Annotated in this window: 13 protein-coding genes and 1 pseudogene; 7 read left to right on the forward strand and 7 right to left on the reverse strand. The window is 49.4% G+C overall.

What is annotated here, in order from left to right; genetic code table 11:
• Positions 1-2: 2 nt before the first annotated feature.
• Positions 3-6,176 (forward strand): pectinesterase family protein, encoded by a 6,174-nt coding sequence (locus IC617_RS06185; protein ID WP_191144113.1) that lies wholly within the window; start codon positions 3-5, stop codon positions 6,174-6,176.
• A gap of 77 nt (positions 6,177-6,253) precedes the next feature.
• Here the strand turns inward: IC617_RS06185 and IC617_RS06190 are convergent, their stop codons facing one another.
• A complete protein-coding gene (locus IC617_RS06190) occupies positions 6,254-6,520 on the reverse strand; it encodes a hypothetical protein (RefSeq protein ID WP_191144114.1) in 267 nt (88 codons plus the stop codon).
• A 14-nt stretch (positions 6,521-6,534) separates the two neighbouring features.
• Here IC617_RS06190 and IC617_RS06195 point away from each other — a divergent pair, with 14 nt between their 5' ends.
• The 3 genes from IC617_RS06195 (at position 6,535) to IC617_RS06205 (ending at position 10,115) form a co-directional block, all read left to right on the forward strand.
• Complete coding sequence (locus tag IC617_RS06195; protein WP_191144115.1) at positions 6,535-7,608, forward strand: pectate lyase family protein; 1,074 nt, start codon at positions 6,535-6,537, stop codon at positions 7,606-7,608.
• Positions 7,609-7,701: 93 nt separating this feature from the next.
• Positions 7,702-9,060, forward strand: coding sequence for a glycoside hydrolase family 28 protein (locus tag IC617_RS06200; RefSeq protein ID WP_191144116.1), 1,359 nt, complete (start codon positions 7,702-7,704; stop codon positions 9,058-9,060).
• Positions 9,061-9,113: 53 nt separating this feature from the next.
• Positions 9,114-10,115, forward strand: coding sequence for an alpha/beta hydrolase (locus IC617_RS06205; protein WP_191144117.1), 1,002 nt, complete (start codon positions 9,114-9,116; stop codon positions 10,113-10,115).
• Here the strand turns inward: IC617_RS06205 and IC617_RS06210 are convergent.
• The 6 genes and pseudogenes from IC617_RS06210 to IC617_RS06235 form a co-directional block, all read right to left on the reverse strand.
• Complete coding sequence (locus IC617_RS06210) at positions 10,080-11,207, reverse strand: pectinesterase family protein (RefSeq protein WP_224745837.1); 1,128 nt, start codon at positions 11,205-11,207, stop codon at positions 10,080-10,082. The genes IC617_RS06205 and IC617_RS06210 overlap by 36 nt on opposite strands.
• 21 nt (positions 11,208-11,228) lie before the next feature.
• Complete coding sequence (locus tag IC617_RS06215; protein ID WP_191144118.1) at positions 11,229-12,008, reverse strand: rhamnogalacturonan acetylesterase; 780 nt, start codon at positions 12,006-12,008, stop codon at positions 11,229-11,231.
• Complete coding sequence (locus IC617_RS06220) at positions 12,005-13,039, reverse strand: LacI family DNA-binding transcriptional regulator (protein ID WP_191144119.1); 1,035 nt, start codon at positions 13,037-13,039, stop codon at positions 12,005-12,007. Before IC617_RS06220 ends, IC617_RS06215 begins: the two co-directional genes overlap by 4 nt.
• Positions 13,040-13,277: 238 nt before the next feature.
• Positions 13,278-14,612: an MFS transporter gene (locus IC617_RS06225; protein WP_191144120.1), complete on the reverse strand. Its 1,335-nt coding sequence runs from the start codon at positions 14,610-14,612 to the stop codon at positions 13,278-13,280.
• Between the two features lie 71 nt (positions 14,613-14,683).
• Positions 14,684-15,556 carry a 5-dehydro-4-deoxy-D-glucuronate isomerase gene (gene kduI / locus IC617_RS06230; protein WP_191144121.1) on the reverse strand — a complete coding sequence of 291 codons (873 nt, stop codon included), beginning with the start codon at positions 15,554-15,556 and terminating at the stop codon, positions 14,684-14,686.
• Positions 15,541-15,674: pseudogene (locus IC617_RS06235) on the reverse strand (SDR family oxidoreductase); the annotation flags it as partial. The pseudogene IC617_RS06235 and the gene kduI, both read right to left, overlap by 16 nt.
• Before the next feature lie 246 nt (positions 15,675-15,920).
• Between IC617_RS06235 and IC617_RS06240 the strand changes: the two are divergent.
• The 3 genes from IC617_RS06240 to IC617_RS06250 are packed head-to-tail and all read left to right on the forward strand — an operon-like array spanning position 15,921 to position 19,800.
• Entirely contained in the window at positions 15,921-17,387 is a 1,467-nt protein-coding gene (locus tag IC617_RS06240) for a tagaturonate reductase (protein ID WP_191144122.1), read from the forward strand.
• Positions 17,384-18,874, forward strand: a complete 1,491-nt coding sequence (locus IC617_RS06245) for a UxaA family hydrolase (RefSeq protein WP_191144123.1) — start codon at positions 17,384-17,386, stop codon at positions 18,872-18,874. Before IC617_RS06240 ends, IC617_RS06245 begins: the two co-directional genes overlap by 4 nt.
• Positions 18,871-19,800 carry a sugar kinase gene (locus tag IC617_RS06250; RefSeq protein WP_369410371.1) on the forward strand — a complete coding sequence of 310 codons (930 nt, stop codon included), beginning with the start codon at positions 18,871-18,873 and terminating at the stop codon, positions 19,798-19,800. The genes IC617_RS06245 and IC617_RS06250 overlap by 4 nt, the downstream gene beginning before the upstream one ends.

Consider the following 19,800-nt stretch of genomic DNA (forward strand, 5'->3'; position numbering starts at 1 on the left):
AAATGAAATATAAATTATCAATACTCAGCAGTGTGATCAGCGCTGTATTAGTCTCCGGCTGTGGCTTTGAGTCGGATGAATATGTGTCAGAAAACACGGTGACAACACTGGAAGGCCAGTTGCTTGATAGTGCCGTTGCCGGTATCAAGTTCCGCCGCACCAACATTAATGGCGAAGTGACCGAAGGGGTGACCAACGCAGAAGGTAAGTTTGACTACGTTCGCGGTGAGTCCATTGAGTTCTACATTGGTGATGTGACACTGCCATCAGTGCCAGCAAAAACCATTGTGACGCCACTGAGCTTCTTCAACACCGACAACCCAAATGCCGAAAACGTTGCGAACGTGGCGCGGCTATTTCAATCGCTCGATAGCGACACCGATCCAAGCAATGGCATTGCCATTCACAGCAGTGCAGATGCCGTCGCTACAGTCAATACCGATGCCGAAGGCAACCCGCTTACTCCTGAAGCATTTTTTGGCCAGCCAGGTGATGAATTTGCAGATGCGGTTGAAGTCTGGCTACCTGCCGCAACTGACAATTTGCGCACCAGCATGGTGTCCTATGATGACGCCGTGAATCACTTTGTGGACACCCTCGCTGGATTGGGCGAATTCAAAGATCAGGCGTTTGCTGCCGACACCTTCGATGGTCCGTTGCACAATATTTTTGTTGAAAATGGTACTGTCGTTACCCAGTTGATGACCTTTACGCCGAATATGGAAGGTGAGACGGTATTGCCGTCGGGCACTTACACCATCATTCAGGATGAAGTCGAAGTCGAAGTCGGCCAATACGAGTTAAGTACCAGCAAACAAGTACTGATCCTCAACAAGTTAGAAGCCGAGCAAGTAGTTTCTTCTGACTTCTTGATCTCGCTGGCGACTAGTTCTGAAGGCCAGATTTTCAGCGTCTGTTCGCGTGATTCTGACGATTTGTCTGAGTTAGTCGGCCTGCAAACCTTGGTGACAGACTGTGAAACCGTCAATAACCGTAAAGAAAACAAGCTGATCCTCAACGAAGAGCTGTTGGCTGATGAACAAGCAGCAATGCAGGAATATGCCGATTCGGTTGACCTGCCAGAGCCAGCATTGTTTGAAGACTTTGAAGTGGACAGTGTTAGCACTTTCTACTCGTCGAACTACAAGCGTTTAGCTGAATCAACCTCCAGCGGCGCGCTGTACTTTAAAACCGGCGGTACCATTGAGATTGAAAATGGCCAGCTTATCTTGGGCGGTGATCGCTTCTCGATTGGTAACACCACGCCGGATGTATCAACCACGTCTGCTGACACTAAAGGCACAGGTATTTACAACCTGAGCGAAGGCTTCACCATTAGTTTTGATGTCATCGACCACAACAGTGGCGGTAGCTTAAACATCTATGCCGATAACAACACCACGAGCTCGGGTAATTCCATGCATGGTGGCGATTCTAAGTTTATTGGCACATCAATCAATGATGAAAACTTCCCGAAAGGTCAGCGTTTTACCTTCAGCCACCCGGGCTTCCCTGCGACCACTAATTCGTTCTTACAGCTGCGTACTGACTCTGCCGGTAGTATCACCATTGATAACTTGCAGATCGAAACCGTTGCTGGTGCCGTCGTCAAAGAAGCTTATGAGCCGGTGACATTCAGCTGTACCGATGCCGCCGCTAGCACGTTGTACTTCTGTGATGACTTTGCCGCTGGCAATCTCGATAACTGGGATATCAATGCCGTTGCAGGCAATACCGAAGGGCCAGAAGGTGAGTTTGATGTCCTCGACTTGAGCGGCAACAACGTCATGCGTTACACCGCAGGTAGCTTAGGTGGTGTCATTGCAACCTTGAAAGAGTCGGTGATGGCTAACGTGCCTGACGCTGATTACTTCGTCGAAGCGAAAATTCGTCCGCGCCAGAATAGCACCACGGCGAGCAAGCACTTGTACCTGATGGGTCGCTATGTTGATGACCAAAACTGGTACGCCGGTGGTTTGAATATGCAAAACAGCCCGAGCTCGACTCGTGCTGAAGTGGCGACCTTGATCGCCGGTTCGTTGTCTCGTCCTGTCCAAGCCAAGCAACCATTTGTACTGGGTGAAAAAGGCGAAACTGAAGATGGTGTGTGGTACACGGTCCGTTTTGAAATGGTCGGTAGCGACCTGACGGTCTACGTCAATGGCGAAGAGAAGGGCACCTTTGCTGATACCAACTTCACCGCCAAGGGTTTAGCGGGTCTGTACACCTACAACCGTTCATTTGAGCTCGACAACTTACGAATTGGTTCGGCTGCCGATAAGCCGATTTATATTTCAACCGACCTTGCTGAAGATACTCTAACCGGTGGTGTTAATGGCGATCCGTTAACCTTTAGCATCAGTGCACTATTGGGCGATGGTTCAGCTGACACTGTCACCGTTCATTCTGGTGATGGCGATGTTGCTAAAGTCAGCATCGACGGTGATCTAGTCACTGTGCTGCCATTGGAAGAAGGGCAGACCATTATCTATATCGTGTCGTCGACTGATCCAAGCGTTTACAAAGAAATTCCAATCAATGTAGCGCCGCAGTTTATTGACTCAGAAACTAATTATGGTGATTTGACAGGGAAGTTAACACCTGCCATCAACGAAGCTGACGGCTATGTTGATACCCTGCTGAGTGTTGAATTTGATTCAGCGCCAACGCTGGGTGAGTTGGGTATGGTGCGCATTTACAATGCCAATACCGACGAAATGGTCGATGAACTCAATGTCGCAGGTGATGTTGACACTATTACGTCTGAACTCACCGATAAGTTCCGTACCTTGCAGTACAAGCCTGTCTATGTTGAAGGCAACACCTTGATGATCAAACCGCATCAGGGCGTGCTTGACTACAACACCAGTTACTACGTGGTGATCGGCAATGACGTGGTACTTGATACCAAGCTGAACGGTATCGACTTTGACGGCCTCGGCAGTGCTATGGGCTGGCAGTTCACCACCACTTCAGTGATGCCAACGGGCACCAATATTCTGGTTGATGACGATGGTGATGCCGACTTCCGTACCCTCCAGGGTGCGATGGCTTACGCCATGAAAGATAAAGACACGCCAATGACCATTTCCATTAAGGAAGGTGTCTACAACGAGCTGCTTTATCTGCGTGACAAAAATAACCTCACCATTCAAGGTGAAAGCCGTGACAACACCATTGTTCAATACGAGAACTATGAAGGCTTGAATGGCGGTTCAGCAGGGCGCCCCGTGTTCTTAGTTGAAGGTTCTGACAATCTGGTGTTGAACAACTTCACTTTGAAGAACACTCACATGAGAACCGGTGCTGGTGATCAGGCCGAAGCCATTTACTTCAATGGCCCAGGCAAGCGATTGACTGCGAATAACATGAACTTCCTCAGTGAGCAAGACACCTTGCAGCTGAAAGGTTACACCTGGATTTACAACAGTTTAGTTGCCGGTAACGTCGACTTCATCTGGGGTTATGCAGATGCAGTGTTGTTCGAAAACAGTGAAATTCGCAGCATCGGCCGCTCAGAGAAAGCACCTGATGATAGTGAAGGTGGTTACATTCTGCAGGCGCGTGTTCAGGATGCGAGCAAAGACAATGCTGGTTTCGTCTTCATGAACAACGAATTTACCAGTGGTCCAGGTCCAAAAGGCAACGGTGTACTGGATAATTCAACCTACTTTGCCCGTAGTGGTGGTAACTCTAGCTACTATGACAATGTCTTGTTGATTAACAACAAGTTGGGTCCACACATCAATACTGCAGGTTGGGCGACACAAGCCTCTACCGGCGGCGAGCAGCCTGATCCAAATCCTGCTGCACCAACTGAAACAATGGGTTGGCGTGAGTTCGGCAGTATGGATCTGCAAGGCAATCCGCTTGACTTGAGTGGTCGTGACCCTGCTTCGCTAGTACTTGGTGCTGCACCTTACAGCAACCGTGCTGAAGTGTTTGCCCAATTCAATAACGGCGAAGGCTGGGATCCACAACCATTGGATGCGCCAAACTTTGATGATGTTCCAGTTGACGATCCAATTGCTGAGCCAGCTGATGGCGACGGTGGCTTTGCGGGCGACGGCTACAGCATCACAGGTGGTGCTGGCGGCACCGTAGTAACGGTTGCAACAGGTAGTTCGCTAGTGAAAGCACTGGACGATGCCAAAGATGCAGGCCAGCCAGTCACTATCTATGTTGATGGTACGATCACCGCTGCTAATACTGGCGATACCAACCGCAGCATTCCAATTAAAGACATTGATAATGTCTCGATCATTGGTGTAGCAGACCGTGGTGAGTTAAACGGCATCGGCTTCCAAATCGAACGGGCCCATAACGTCATTATCCGTAACCTGAAAATCCATCAGGTTCCCGCTAGCTTCGGCGATGCCATCGGTATTGAAGGTGATGAAACTGTCGGCACTAGCCACATCTGGATTGATCACAATGAGCTGTATGGTTCACTGAATGTTGATAAAGACTTGTACGATGGTTTAGTCGATACCAAAGCCGGTGCGACCAACGTCACTGTGTCGTACAACTTCATTCACGACCATTGGAAAACCATGCTCAATGGTTCGTCGGATGACGATGCTGGTGATCGCTTCATTACCTATCACCACAACTACTTCCTCAACCTGTACTCGCGAGTACCCTTGTTCCGCTATGGCTATGGCCACTTGTACAACAACTACTTCCGCAATATCACAGGCTCTGCGATTAACTCGCGGATGGGAGCGCAGCTACTGATCGAAAACAACGTGTTCGAGAATGTGAAGAACCCGATTGTTTCGGTGTCATCTCGAGAAGTGGGCTACTGGGTTGCCAGTGGTAACAGCTTCACCGATGTCAGCTACTCCGATGATGATAGCTTTGGTGATAGTGAAGATAGCTACCAAATCTCGGGTCCGGTTACTGGTACTTACACCAGCGTGCCATACGACTACTCAGCGCACTTGCTAGACACTGACGATGTTAAAGCCCATGTCATGGCTCACGCTGGTGTTGGCAAAATCGACCAGTCAGGTGATGACATTCCAGCAATTGACGATGGTGGCAACAATGGTGGCGGTGATAACGGCGGTGATGGCTCTGGCAACAGCGGTACACCTGACCTAGCCAGCGCTTACCTAGAAACCTTCTCGGCGGCTGATAGTGATGCGTTCTTCACATCTGCCTATCGCGACATCGATGGAGGCAACGATGGCTCGAAAGATCCAATGTATCGCGTTGCGACTGGTGGCAGCCGGATCTTCGTAACTGACGGTGCGCTGGAGATGACTGGTGCTCGCTTTAGCATTGGTAACACCGTTGATACGGAAACGACTGCTGACGACGTGGCCACCACAGGTGTGCTGGATCTGAGCGAAGCCTATACCGTGAGCTTCACTGTTGTGAGCGTTGGCGGCACTACATCTAAGAAGTTCCAGTTGTATGCCGATAACAACACCTCAAGCAGCAGTAAGTCGATTCATGGTTCAGCCTCTAAGTTCTATGAAGTGGTATTGGAAGAGTTGGTCCCTGGTCAGACTTATGTTGTTGAGGGGTTAATCGCGACGGATACCTCGTTCATTACCTTGCGTACTGAAACTGACGGCACCATTACCTTAGACGATATCAAAGTTGAGAAGACGGTTACTGGCCCTGCCAACACCGGTACGCCAGATTTGGCAACGCCATACAGCGAAATCTTCAGTGCCGCTGATAGTGATGCGTTCTTCACATCTGCCTATCGTGACATTGATGGTGGCAGTGATGACAGCAAAGACCCGATGTATCGGGTCGCTACTGGCGGCAGCCGCATCTTCGTGACTGATGGTGCGTTAGAGATGACTGGTGCTCGCTTTAGCATTGGTAACACCGTTGACACCGACACCACAGCAGATGATGTGGCCACCACAGGTGTGCTGGACTTGAGCGCCGAATATACGGTGAGCTTTACGGTTGTCAGCGTCGGTGGTGCAACGACCAAGAAGTTCCAGTTGTATGCTGATAACAACACCTCAAGCAGCAGTAAGTCGATTCATGGCTCTGCCTCTAAGTTCTACGAGGTGGTACTGGATGACTTAGTTGCTGGCGAAACTTATGTTGCTGAAGGCTTGGTTGCGACCTCAACATCCTTCATTACCTTGCGTACTGAAACGGATGCCACAATCACTATTGATAACCTGGTGATTAGTAAGAAGTAACAAGTAACAATTAGTTAATTTCCCCCTTGGCCAACCTCCTTCTGTAAATGTTACAGATTGAGGTTGGTTTTTTTATTTTAGCCTCCGTAAAAAAATGAAATTTTATTACAATTTGCATTTTGTGAGGCCGAAATCACAGAAATAAACAGCCTGATTTTGTACTCTATATTCAGCGATACGGAATTGTGTAACTCCTCCCAAGAATGACGTTTCGCTATTTTTTTAATTGTGGGTGCCACCGGTGGCAATTGTTTTGTGTGATTTGAATTCTCACCGGTGGTTTTTTTTGCAATTAATATCTTTCCTAAATAGTCATAATCCAGCGTAGAAATATTTTCTGTCATTACGAGGTAGTAGTATGTCTTTATTATTAAAAAGAGTGCTTGGTGGTTCGGTATTGTTATTGTCGCTATCTAACCTAGCGTTTGCTTCGGGATTTCATTCACTCAATGGCGGAACAACTGGTGGCGAAGGCGGGGCAGTCGTTCGTGCCACCACAGGCACTGAAATTCATCAGGCGATTTGTCAACGCGAGGCCAACGACACACCACTGATCATTCACGTTGAAGGTGTGATTAATCATCAGAACACCAGTAAAGTTTCAGGCAGTTGCAGCACCGCAAATGACAAGATTGAATTGAAAAATATTAGTAATATTTCTTTGATTGGCGTTGGCGAGGGGGCCTTGTTTGATGAATTAGGCATTCATATCAAGAATTCATCAAACATCATTATTCAGAATGTTCATGTTCGTAACGTCAAGAAATCAGGATTTCCGCTGTCCAACGGCGGTGACGCCATTGGCATGGAGACTAACGTTTCCAATGTTTGGGTTGATCATGTCACCCTAGAAGCATCGGGTGGTGAAGATGATGGCTTTGACGCGCTGTTCGATATGAAGCGAAATACTAAATACGTGACCTTGTCATATAGTATTTTACGCAACTCAGGTCGTGGCGGCTTAGTCGGTAATAGCGCCAAAGATAACCAAAATGGTCCGGTTACTTTCCATCATAATCTATATGAAAATATCGATTCGAGAACACCACTTTTCCGTGGTCGCTTAGCACATGTTTATAATAACTATTATAAGAGCCTTAATAAGTCCGGTATTAATGCCCGCGTTGAAAGCAAAATAAAAGTTGAACATAACTATTTCGGTAAAACCAAAAATCCGCTAGGCACGTTTTACGCCGATCAAATTGGCTATTGGCAAGTGAATGGTAATATTTTCTCGGACCAGGTGACTTGGTCTGAGCCTTCTGAAAAATTCAAGCCTGCCGGCTCTAACCCTGTTTCTACTGCCGACATTACCATTCCATACGAGTATCAGTTAGATGACGCATCTTGTATTCGCGATATCGTCGCCAAAATGGCTGGCGCTAATCGTGGCTTGCTGGTGTCTGATGGTCAATGTCCCAATCGCAACTAACAAATAAAAAATAACAACAATGAACTCAGGTCGGTGAATCAATAACGAGATTCGAAAAATCCTGAAGGGTCTGAAAGATAGGAGAGTAATTAGATGGTCAGTATCGTTCGTCGATTATTTATCATGGTGGCTTTGTTTGGCGCCGCACAATGTTATGCAGCGACGGACTGGCTCACGCCAGAGCAGATCGTCGCCAAGATTAAGCTGCCACAAATACCCGAACAACAATTTAATATTGTTGATTTTGGCGCGCAGTCAGGCAGCGATGCGCGACCTGCGATCATGGCCGCGATTGCTGCCGCAAGTAAAGAAGGCGGCGGTAAGGTCATCATTCCGAAAGGAAAATGGCTTTCCAATGGCCCTGTTCATTTGCAAAGCAGGATTAATCTGCACCTAGCAGAAGGTGCGCACCTGCTATTTTCTGCCAACCCCGCCCACTATTTACCCGTGGTAAAAGTGCGTTGGGAAGGTACTGAAGTGTTCACTTACTCGCCACTAATCTATGCCGCAGATGTTGAAGATGTGGCGATTACTGGTACCGGAATCGTTGATGGCAATGCCAATAGCCAATTTAAATCTTGGCATGAGCATCAATGGCCAGATATTCGCAAGCTGAGAAAAATGGGCTTTACCGGTGTGCCGGCAGAGCAACGGGTGTTTGGCGATGGTACCTATCTTCGTCCGGACTTGATTCAGTTCTTTAATGCCGAACGAGTCTTGCTTGAGGGTTATACCAGCACCAACTCGCCATTCTGGGTCAACCACTTGGTCAATACGCGCCATGCGACATTGCGCCAATTAAAAGTGGATAGTCATTTCCATAACAACGATGGCGTTGATATTGAGTCCTCGCAATTGGTGTTAGTGGAAGATTGTTTGTTCCGCACTGGCGATGATTCGGTGGTGGTTAAATCTGGCCGCGATCTGGACGGCCGCACCATCGGTATTCCAAGCACAGATATTGTCGTGCGTAACAATGACATGGGTGGAGAAGATGGCATCGGTCTTGGCAGTGAAATGTCAGGCGGCATTGCCAATGTTTATTTTCTCGATAATGTGCTGCGCCAAGGCGATTCGGCATTTCGTTTTAAGTCTAATTTAGACCGCGGTGGCTTGGTTGAACATGTGGTGATCCGCAACACTAAGGTTGAGAGTTTTACCAACTTGTTCTGGTTCCAGATGAACTATCCGAGTGAGCTTGGTGGCAACTTCCCATCAACCTATAAAGATATTTTGTTTGAGGACATGACAGTGGCCAACGTCACTAATTTTCTCGAGATCCATGCACCAGAAGCGGCGCCTCTGCAAGACGTGACGTTTCGCAATATCTCGGTGACCAAGACTGAGAATAACTTCAACATCGAAAATGCGGTGGGTCTGAAATTTGACAATGTTCAGCTTGGTGAGCAAGTGTTTGATGGCACCATGAATTGGCGCCGCGTGAAACCGTGACAATCAAGCGCTGGCCATTGCCACTGAGTATGAAAAGGGGGGTGGAAAGGGGCATGGCAAGGGGTGTTGTACTCAGTATCGCCGTGGCCCTAGTGCTGACTCACGTCATCGGCGTTGCTCAGTATGCTAGCGCCAGTGCGCTGGTCATTGATGATAGCTACACACCCACGTCTCGGTTACAGCGCTATATCAAGAAAAGCCCGCAGTTGCGTCAGCCTGAGTTGTTGATGCAACAAGGTCAGCGCTTGTTGTTCGATCAAAAATACAAACAAGTCGAACAACGCGAATTGCATCTAGATATGTTTTTGCCAACGCCAGAGCGTCACAATCAGCAGAGTATTGTAATGATCCATGGGGGTGGTTGGCGAGCCGGCCATCGCTCCCACTTCTATCCATTGGCTAACTTACTGGCACAACGTGGCTACACCGTGGTTGTGCCAGAATACCGTTTGACCCCAGAAGCGCGTTATCCAGCTGCTATTGAAGATTTGTTTGATGCTTTGATATGGCTTCAACAGCAGTCTCAGCGATTCAGTCTTAAGGCTGATGGTATCACCGTACTGGGTGGTTCATCTGGTGGCCATCTGGCGGCGTTATTGGGCTATTCAGCAGCAAGTGGCGCGTTTGCTAGAGACCAGCAGTTAACTGCTGCCATCAAGGCGGTGGTGGATTTAGATGGGGTATTAGATTTAACGGAGCCGGCTTTGCTTGAGACCGAGCGAGCAAACGATCCTCAGGCGCCGTTGCCAGCTTGGCTGGGAGGGACGTATCAACAGGCCCCAGCGATCTGGCGGCAGGCATCGCCACTTCACTATTTAAGTGACAAGGCGCCCGCCTCCATGGTGATCAGTAGTGGCGCGGAGCGCTTCACTATTGGGCGTATCAAGCTTGCCGCGCACTATCAGAAAATGGGCATTAATTTTCGCTATCAGCAATTGCCCAATGTCATACACACTTTTTGGCTATTCGACCCCTATGTCACGCAATTGGCGCCGATGATCGGGCAATTCCTCGAATCGTTAGGGCCGGTTGAACGCTTGCCAGTCAGTAAATAGGTAGTCGTGTATTTGCTCGATGGACAAACTCGGCTGCCAGCTCAAGCCAATGTCATCACGAGTTGCGCCAGGGCCGTAGCTGCCTTGTTCATAAAACCGTGATTGTTGAGGAGTGAATACGGCCGTTTTAGTGCCGTCTCGGGCGGTTCCCTTCATTGACGACCAATGACTTGGATGAATGTGGCTATCCATAAAGCAATCAATGAATGATACCTGACCAACGGCATTGGGATCGGCGTAGCGGCCATCGGCAAAGTTGGTGGTTGGGTGCCATGGTCGGCCAAGGGTCACCGAATGATCCGGCAAGCCAGCTTCGCGGGTCAGTTGCGAACGATGCACCACAATGCCAATGGGATTAGCCAGCTGAGTTGATGGCGCGCTGATGTACGACTGAATGACACCTGCGTCAAAGGTTTTACCGCGACGGCGCGATTCGATGATGCTGTCTTCGATCAATAGTTGGCCATTGCCAAAGATAAAATCAACATTGCCGGCAATTTTGCTATGACGAAAATAGGCCCGTTTGCCATTGGCGAACAGGGTATCTTGATAGGCTTCAAGACTGACGTTACTGAATTCGACGCGATCACTGGCAATATCAAGTAGAACCGCGGCAGCTTGCATATGACGGACGCGCTGGGGTGAATCTTTCGGTAGCGCGTCATTGCTCAGATAATCGAAATCATTGGCAATGGTTAGCCCTTCGATGGCGACTAAATCAGCATTAATCGTCAGCGTTGCAGAACCGGCAGTACCCCAATTGTCGCGATGGTACTTACCAGCGGTTTCGGCCACTTCATCAAAATGCAGACGAGTCAGCTGCGGGCCTTGGCCGACTAAGCGGATCTGGCTACCGGCAATAGTCACCTTCTCATAGTAGTGGCCAGCAGCCACTTCAATGGTACGCCAGCCCGAAGCAGTGGCTTGCTGGGCCGCATCGAAGGCGGCTTGAATGGTATTAAAGCAATGCTGTTGAGTACCACATTGCTTACTCACCAGATAACTGCCAGATTGCTCAGCAGGGGTTGCGCCAACTAGCGGCGATGACATGATCATCGCCGTGAGGGCTAATTGTGAGACCAACTTGGCCATGGTTTACTCCCAATACTCTGCTTATGGCTTGTAGCGTAGTTTTAAGTGTTTGGGATCGACCGAGCGCAACTGTTTGGTCAACGGGTGCTGACGCTTTTTCAGTTCAGTCAACACCAGTTGGGCCACTTCTCGGGCACCTAACTCATTGAAGTGCGTGTTGTCGCTGACACCATTTGGATAATTGGGGTGAAGATCTGGTTGAATGTGCATAAAGCGCAGTTTTGATAGCGAATCGCCCATTGCCGAGAAATAATCCCGAGTGATGGCATCCATGTCAATGAAGGTGACGCCAGTGGCTTCGGCGACTTCAAGCACCAACGGGTAGTACGGGTGGGTTTTCTTGATATTGCCGTTGTCATCAAAGTTACGGCGCGTGACCGAAGACAGCAAAATGGGCGTGGCTCCGCGGGCTTGGCTCTGCCGGATCATCTCTGTCAGGTTGCTTTTGTACTGCTCCGGCGTGGTGTATCGATCGTGTTTTTTCTCGGATTCATCATTGTGGCCAAATTGAATAAAGACCCAATCGCCGGTTTTGGCTTGGGACTCAATCTGTTGCCAAAGGCCCTCTGTTTTGAATGTGCGGGTACTACGACCATTTTTGGCTAAATTGACAACCTTAACGTCGTCAGCAAAGAAAGTAGCGAATGGCACGCCCCAGCCGGTTTCTGGGTAATCCTTGGGATCTTTAATCGCCATGGTCGAATCACCCGCCATAAAAATGGTAGTGCCAGCGGTGGCAATTTGACTGATAAAAATACCGCTGATGATCACAGCGGTCTTGCATAGATTAATTAGTTTCATGTTGTTCTCTTACATTGGGCGCTGGATTCCCGCTCGATTAGGTAGGGTTTCACAACGGTTTCAATGCCAGTTGAGGATGCTTCACTTTGGATCGCACGGATGAGTTTTTGGGTCGCTAGGGTCGCCAACTTATCTACGGGTCGTCTCATAGTGGTCAACGACGGGATCACTCGAGAGGCAAATAAGTTGTCATCGAATCCGACAACCGACAGCTGCTCAGGGATCTTGATATTCAGGTCATTGGCGACACGCAAGATACCTGCGGCCATCTCATCGTTATTGGCAAAAATAGCGCTCGGTAGCTGTTCGCCACTGAGCAACTGTTTGGCACACTCAATACCGCTCTCGTAGCTGTTACCGCCTTCCAGCAGCCACTGCTCCGGTATGTTGAGGCCTTTATTGCGGGCCGATTCGGTAAAGCCTTCCAGACGCTCTCTTGAGGAGAAGAACTCTTGCGGGCCGGTGATCATAGCAACGTCGCGATGACCGAGTTTGAGCAAGTGATCGACAATATCAGCCATTGCCTCACGTTCGTTGGAGATGACAATGTTTTGCGGATCATCAAGATCGGCCGAAGCAATTCGCACGTAAGGGTGCTCGGCTTCTCGCAGTGCTTGGGCAAGGGTTTTGCTTTCCGAAACTGGCGGCAGGATCAATACGCCATCAACATTCGAACGGGAGATAAACGTCAGGCAATCATCAATGAAGTTGTCTTCGCTCCAATGACATGGGTGGACGACCAACTCGAAGCCGAGGTTGGCACACACATCCAGTACCGCACGCTGGACTTGATCGATATATAAGGCATCGGGGTTGTCATACACCAAACCCAGCAGATAGGAGCGCTTGGAAGCTAATCCTCTGGCTTGTTTATCTGGCTGGAAGTTGTGTTCAGCAATGGCCTGCTCAATGCGTGCTCGCGTGCTTTCGCCAACCAAGGGAGAACCATTAATGACGCGTGAAACGGTGCGTTTGGAGACGCCAGCAATCCTGGCTATGTCGTTGATCGTTACCTTGGTTTTTGTTGCCATACGGTCTTGTCCCTAAGCGAACGTGATTTGGGCGTCATCGTACCACAAAATACAAGGTTTCTAGTTTTGTTAAATGAGTACAAAGTCGCCTGCGATATTGGTCGCTTGATCAGTGAGTTGGCGCCTGTGCTGAGCCGATGTTAGCGGTGGTTCGATGCGGTCGGGCAGTTGCGCCAATATACACATGTGAAATTAACACATGTAAAAATGGGGCTCATTATGCTGAGCCCCGTTTCATTTAGCTATTTGCTGAATTTTTAATTGGCTTGAGATCGTCATCAAGCGGCGTCATGTTCGGCATCATCAAGTGGACAATACCTAAAATCACCAGATAACAAGAACCCGCAATCAAAAAGGCGTAGAAGTAACCAGAGTTACCGGCCTGATCCAATACGGAACCGAGCAGTTTGTCGGCGACCATACCAGCTACCGCACCGACCATACCGCCAATGCCGACGACCGACGCAGTGGCTTTTTTCGGCATGACATCAGAAACCAGCGTAAAGATGTTAGCCGACCAAGCTTGGTGACCAGCAGCACCGAGACCGATAAGGCAGATGGCGACCCATTTGCTTTCGGTAATGGCAACGTAACAGACCGGCAAAATAATCAGGGCACAGAACAGCAAGGTCATTTTCCTCGCTTTGTTCACGGTCCAACCTTGACGCATGAAGTAACCCGAAATGTAGCCGCCAAAAATACTACCGGCATCGGCCAGGGCGTAAATGATGAAAAACGGAATGGCGATGTTTTTGATGTCGACGCCGAAGGAGTCGGCGAGGAATTTAGCACCCCAGAACAGGTAGAACCACCATACCGCGTCAGTGATTTTGGCGACACCAAATGCCCAAGCTTCACGTGTTTTGGCAACGCGGCGCCATGGCAGTTTTTCTTCCGATTCTTCGATAATTTCAGAATCACTTTGGATATAGGCCAGCTCTTCTTTTGAAACCTTTGGATGATCTTCAGGCTTGGCATAGGTGCGCCACCATAAGAATACCCAGATGCTACTTAATGCACCGGTGATGAGGAAGGGGATTTGCCAGTTGTCACCATCAACCGAAACGATGGCGCCAACCACAAACGGCGCGGCAATCGCACCAAAGCTGGTTGCCGCATTAAAGATACCGGTGGCAAACGCGCGGTCTTTTTTTGGGAACCATTCGCCAACGGTTTTCACCGCAGCAGGGAAGTTACCGGCTTCACCAAAGCCCAAGCCAAAGCGCGCCGCAGCAAAGCCGACAACACTAAACGATGGCCGCACGAAGGCATGCAGCATGCCAAAGATACTCCAAATGGCAATCGACAGGGTGTAGCCCTTCTTGGTGCCCAGACGGTCAATAATACCACCCATGTAGAGCATCCCGATGGCGTATGCCACTTTAAAAGAAATCATAATATTGGCGTAATCGTTGTTACTCCAATTGAATAACTTCTCTAAGGTTGGTGCCATCACGCCGATAATACTTCGGTCAAAGTAGTTGATGGTTGTAGCAAACATCAATAGCGCGAGGATCCTGAATCGGTAATTACCGACTTTTACTTTTTCATTGTTCATCGTTGTTGTAGTCATGTTGTGAACCACTTAATTCTTAATGATTATTAATATGAAGTAAGCCGAGTTAGCTAACGCTTGGGAGGCCCTTACCTCAATTCTGATGGTGCGTATTTGTCCATGTCGTCATAGTCGAGGTTTTCCCCGGCCATGCCCCAAATAAAGCTGTAGTTTTGTGTGCCGCAACCGGAATGAATGGACCAAGGCGGCGAGATAACGGCCTGCTCGTTTTGGACCCAAATATGTCGAGTTTCGGTTGGCTCGCCCATGAAGTGACAAACGGCTTGTTGCTCGGGTACTTCAAAGTAGAAGTAGACTTCATTGCGGCGATCATGTTGGTGGGCAGGCATGGTGTTCCAGACGCTGCCGGTATTCAGGCAGGTAATGCCCATTTGTAACTGACACGTTTTCACCACCGAATTGATCATGGTCTGATTGATATCACGCTGGTTCGACGTTGTTAAATCGCCCATATGCAGCACATTCGCTTTTGCTACCGGGATCTTGGTGTTCGGATAAGATTTGTGAGCTGGGGCGGAGTTTAGGTAGAAGTGAGCCGGTTGTTCGCTACTGCTTGAGCCAAACACGACATCCTTTGTACCTTTGCCCAAATACAGGGTGTCTTTGTATTGCATCTCAAAACGCTCACCGTCAGCAATCACGTAGCCATCGCCGCCAACATTAATGATGCCGATCTCGCGGCTGAACAGAAAATATTCTGCTTTCAGCGCATCGAGGGTTTCCAGCGCCAATTCGGCATTGACCGGCACTGCACCGCCGACCATAAAGCGCTCGTAATGGGTGTAGATCCAACTGACCTGATCCGCTTGCATCAGTTTCGGCGCTAAAAACGCGTCACGCAACTGTGCGGTATCCATCTGTTTGACCTCATTGGGACCGATTGCATATCGGTTCTCAAAGTTTGTTGTTGTCACTCGTCTATCCTCTATCTGGCAAGCCATCCGCCGTTTGCGGCTAAGACATGGCCGTTAACATAATTACTTGCGTCTGATGCGAGATAAATTGCCGCGCCGATCAAATCTTCTGCTTCATCCAACGGCTTGCCGGGATCCTGGCCAAGCCCTTTGCTGGCGCCGGTGACTCGTGCTGTTTTACCTGTCAAATTGAACATCGAAAGCACCATCAAACCCCGTTGTTTGTAGCCGCTGTGTTAACTGCTGCACATTCTCGAAACAGTGTGTTGTCATTTTTTGCTACCGGTGGCAACATGTCAAACGAAAAGTGTCCCGAGGCAACATTTGGGTTAAAAAATGCTACCGGTGGCACAGTTTAGGCAGAAATTATAATTTTGTGACGGGATTGCCAATGAAGCAGCTAAACCGAAAAAACTACCTGGCCACCTCTTATCCAACTCGCATCATGCAGTTCGGAGAAGGGAATTTTCTACGTGCTTTTGTTGATTGGCAAATTGATAGCCTCAACAAGAATTGTCAGCTTAATGCTGGTATCGCCATTATTCGTCCGATTGACTACGACGCCCTGCCGTTGCTCAATACTCAGGACGGTTTATATACCGCCATCGTTCGCGGTGTTGACGAGCAAGGTCAAGCGGTACAAAACAGCACTGTCATTGAGTGCGTGAATGAGGAAATTCCTGTTTATAAAGACTTTGACCGCTACATGGCATTGGCGGAAAGTCCCGATATCGAACTGATCGTATCGAATACCACTGAAGCAGGTATTGAATTCATTGACAGCGATCGCTTGTCTGACCGTCCTTGTAAAGCCTTTCCGGGCAAGTTGACCCAGTGGCTTTATCACCGTTATCTGACCTTTAAAGGTGCCGCTGATGCAGGGGTGATGATCCTGCCTTGCGAACTGATTGACTACAACGGCGAAAAGCTTAAAGAAATTGTCCTGCGTTATTGCCAGTTGTGGGATCTCGAAGCGGGCTTTGTCAGCTGGCTAAACGATGCCAATGACTTCTGCTCGACCTTGGTTGACCGCATTGTCACCGGCTTCCCTCGCGATGAGCATGCAGCCTTACAACAGCAATTTGGCTATGAAGATAACTTCATGGTCACCTGCGAATACTTCCACCTGTTTGTGATCCAAGGCCCAGACAAGCTTAAGGAATTTCTCAACCTGGATCAAAGCGATCTGAACATTCTGGTAGTGGATGACATTTACCCTTACAAGCAACGTAAGGTGGCGATCTTAAATGGCGCTCATACCGCTATGGTGCCGGTGGCTTATCTGGCTGGCCTCGATGCCGTGAAGGAAGTGGTTGATGATGAGTTGTTCTCGAAATTTGTTGAGCAACTGATCTTCAATGAAGTGATCCCAACATTGGATCTGCCACAGCAAGAATTGCAAGAGTTTGCCAATGCCGTGATCAGCCGATTCCAGAACCCCTATATTCATCACTTGCTGATGTCGATTGCACTAAACAGCATGACCAAGTTCAAGACTCGCTTGCTGCCACAGCTGTGCAAGTACGTTGAGCTCAAAGGTGAGCTGCCGCCAAGCATTGTTGCTGCCATGGCTGGTCAGATTTTGCTGTACCGAGGCAAGCGCGGCGATCAGAGCGTTGAGCTGGTTGATGATGCGGTCTGGCTGACCAAGTTCAGTGCTCTTTGGCAGCAATTTGACGATGGTGCGATTCAACTGACCGATCTGGTGGCATCAGTGTTGTCGTTCAGTGAGCACTGGGAGCAGGATCTAACTGCCATTCCGGGCTTGGTTGCAGCGGTGACCGAGCGATTAAGCGGCTATATGGAGCATGGCGTGCGCGAAGAGCTGGAAGCACTACTAGGGGCTTATCAGTCATGAAACAGCTGATTCAATTGCATCCAACAGATAATGTTGCGATTGCCTTAGCGCCACTGCAAGCAGACCAACAGTATGAGTTTGATGGCCTCAGTGTGACGCCCAAACAAGACATTGAAAAAGGTCATAAAGTCGCCCTGTCTAGCATCGATGAGGGGCAATTCATCATCAAATACGGGGCTCCCATCGGTGCTAGCCAGGTTGCTTTGACAGCCGGTGACTGGGTTCATACTGATCAGGTGAAAACCAACCTCAGCGATGAGTTGGAATACAGCTATGATCCGGTGTCACCAACGGTGGCTGCGGTCGCTGACGACTCGCCAGAAGTGCAAATTTATCGTCGCGCCAATGGCCAGGTCGCCATTCGTAACGAACTCTGGGTGATCCCAACGGTGGGCTGTGTCAACGGCATGGCAACTCACATGGTCAAAGAGTTTCTTGCTCAGCATCCGGATCTTGAGATTGACGGTGTCCATGTATTCCCCCATCAATTCGGCTGCTCTCAGCTGGGCGATGACTTAGAAGACACCAAGACCTTGCTGCAAAACATGGCATCGCACCCCAATGCGGGTGGTGTTTTGGTGGTTGGTCTGGGTTGTGAAAACAATCAGGTGTCGGCGTTCATGCGTGGGGTTGAAGATGTGCCCGAGGACCGCATCCGTTTCCTTATTTCTCAGCAAGTCGAAGATGAAGTGGAAGCTGGTCTGGAGTTGCTTGAGCAGCTGTATCAGGTGATGCGTCATGATCAGCGTGAGCCGGGTAAGCTAACTGAAATTAAATTTGGCCTCGAATGTGGCGGTAGTGATGGCCTGTCGGGCATTACGGCCAACCCGCTGTTGGGCCAATTGTCCGATTATCTGATTGCGCGCGGCGGCACCACGGTACTCACCGAAGTGCCGGAGATGTTCGGCGCAGAAACCATTCTGATGTCGCGCTGTAAAGATGAGCAAACCTTTACTGACTTGGTCGATATGGTGAACGGCTTCAAGCGTTACTACAAAGATCACAATCAGCCTATCTATGAGAACCCGTCACCGGGTAACAAAAAGGGCGGTATTACTACGCTCGAAGACAAGTCCTTGGGTTGTACTCAAAAGGCTGGTCAGAGTGTTGTCGAAGCGGTTCTCGATTACGGTGAAAAGCTGGTGAACCCCGGCCTTCATCTGCTCAATGCGCCGGGTAACGATGCCATTGCGACCAGTGCGCTAGGCTCCTGTGGTTGCCACATGGTGCTCTTTACCACGGGCCGCGGCACCCCATACGGTGGTTTTGTGCCGACCATGAAGATTGCTACCAACTCGGAAATGGCGACGCGTAAAAAGCATTGGATTGACTTTGATGCGGGGCGTTTGATTGGCGACATGTCGATGCCGGAAATGCTCGATGAGTTTATTGATTTACTGGTCCGAACCTGTAGTGGCGAACCAGTGAAAAATGAAATCAACGAGATCCGCGAAGTAGCAATCTGGAAAAAAGGGGTGACGCTGTGAGTAAGCTGATCAAAGTTGCTGTTATCGGCGAGTGCATGGCGGAGTTGTCTGGCCAAGTGCTCGGTAATATGAAGCAAGGCTATGGCGGCGATACCCTCAATACGGCCTTGTACCTCAAGCGGCTGCTCGATGGGCAAGCGGTGGTGTCTTATGTCACCGCGATGGGTGACGACAGCTTGAGTTCGGCCATTGTTGAACAATGGCAAGCGGCGGGTATTGATACCCAATATGTGCTGCGTGATAGTCAGCGTAATGTTGGCCTGTACATGATTGAGAATGACGATCAGGGCGAGCGTACTTTCCACTACTGGCGCGATAGTGCCGCTGCCCGCTTTATCGTGCAGCACCTAGAGTTTAAACGCGTCACCGAAGCGCTGTTCGACTATGACGTGATTTATGTGTCGGGCATTTCCTTTGCCATTTTGCCCGATAACGATCGGGCACAGCTGTTAACCATGCTGGATGAAGCCCGCTTCCGTGGCGTCAAGTTGGTATTTGATGGCAACTATCGACCTCGGCTGTGGCAAAGCGTTGCTCAAACCAAAGAAAACTACGAGCAGTTCTACGAACAAGCCGATCTGGCGTTATTGACCTTTGATGATGAAGCCGACCTGTGGGGCGATGCGTCGATCGCAGCTGCAGCTGAGCGATTGGCGATGTACACCATTCCTCGGCTAGTGCTCAAAGATGGCGCCAATGGTTGTTATCTGGTCGCCGCTGGCAACATGAATCATGTCGCTACCACGCCGGTTGCCAATGTGGTTGATACCACTGCCGCAGGCGACTCCTTTAATGCTGGTTTCTTAGCCGCTTGGCTACTCGGTAAAACTGATGAGCAAGCGGCAGATTGGGGCAATCAGCTGGCCGGGCAGGTGATTCAGCAAGCGGGTGCAATCGTGCCAACGCAACCTTTGATCGAACGCTAA

Origin of the sequence: Neiella litorisoli, assembly GCF_014773395.1 — a bacterium.
GTDB classification, from domain to species: Bacteria; Pseudomonadota; Gammaproteobacteria; order Enterobacterales; family Neiellaceae; genus Neiella; species Neiella litorisoli.

Coding starts and splice junctions, on each gene's coding strand:
- IC617_RS06190 (WP_191144114.1), bottom strand. CDS start 6,520: ATGACAGAAAATATTTCTACGCTGGATTATGACTATTTAGGAAAGATA.
- IC617_RS06220 (WP_191144119.1), bottom strand. CDS start 13,039: ATGGCAACAAAAACCAAGGTAACGATCAACGACATAGCCAGGATTGCT.
- kduI (WP_191144121.1), bottom strand. CDS start 15,556: ATGGCTTGCCAGATAGAGGATAGACGAGTGACAACAACAAACTTTGAG.
- IC617_RS06215 (WP_191144118.1), bottom strand. CDS start 12,008: ATGAAACTAATTAATCTATGCAAGACCGCTGTGATCATCAGCGGTATT.
- IC617_RS06245 (WP_191144123.1), top strand. CDS start 17,384: ATGAAACAGCTGATTCAATTGCATCCAACAGATAATGTTGCGATTGCC.
- IC617_RS06240 (WP_191144122.1), top strand. CDS start 15,921: ATGAAGCAGCTAAACCGAAAAAACTACCTGGCCACCTCTTATCCAACT.
- IC617_RS06210 (WP_224745837.1), bottom strand. CDS start 11,207: ATGGCCAAGTTGGTCTCACAATTAGCCCTCACGGCGATGATCATGTCA.
- IC617_RS06185 (WP_191144113.1), top strand. CDS start 3: ATGAAATATAAATTATCAATACTCAGCAGTGTGATCAGCGCTGTATTA.
- IC617_RS06200 (WP_191144116.1), top strand. CDS start 7,702: ATGGTCAGTATCGTTCGTCGATTATTTATCATGGTGGCTTTGTTTGGC.
- IC617_RS06195 (WP_191144115.1), top strand. CDS start 6,535: ATGTCTTTATTATTAAAAAGAGTGCTTGGTGGTTCGGTATTGTTATTG.
- IC617_RS06205 (WP_191144117.1), top strand. CDS start 9,114: ATGGCAAGGGGTGTTGTACTCAGTATCGCCGTGGCCCTAGTGCTGACT.
- IC617_RS06225 (WP_191144120.1), bottom strand. CDS start 14,612: ATGACTACAACAACGATGAACAATGAAAAAGTAAAAGTCGGTAATTAC.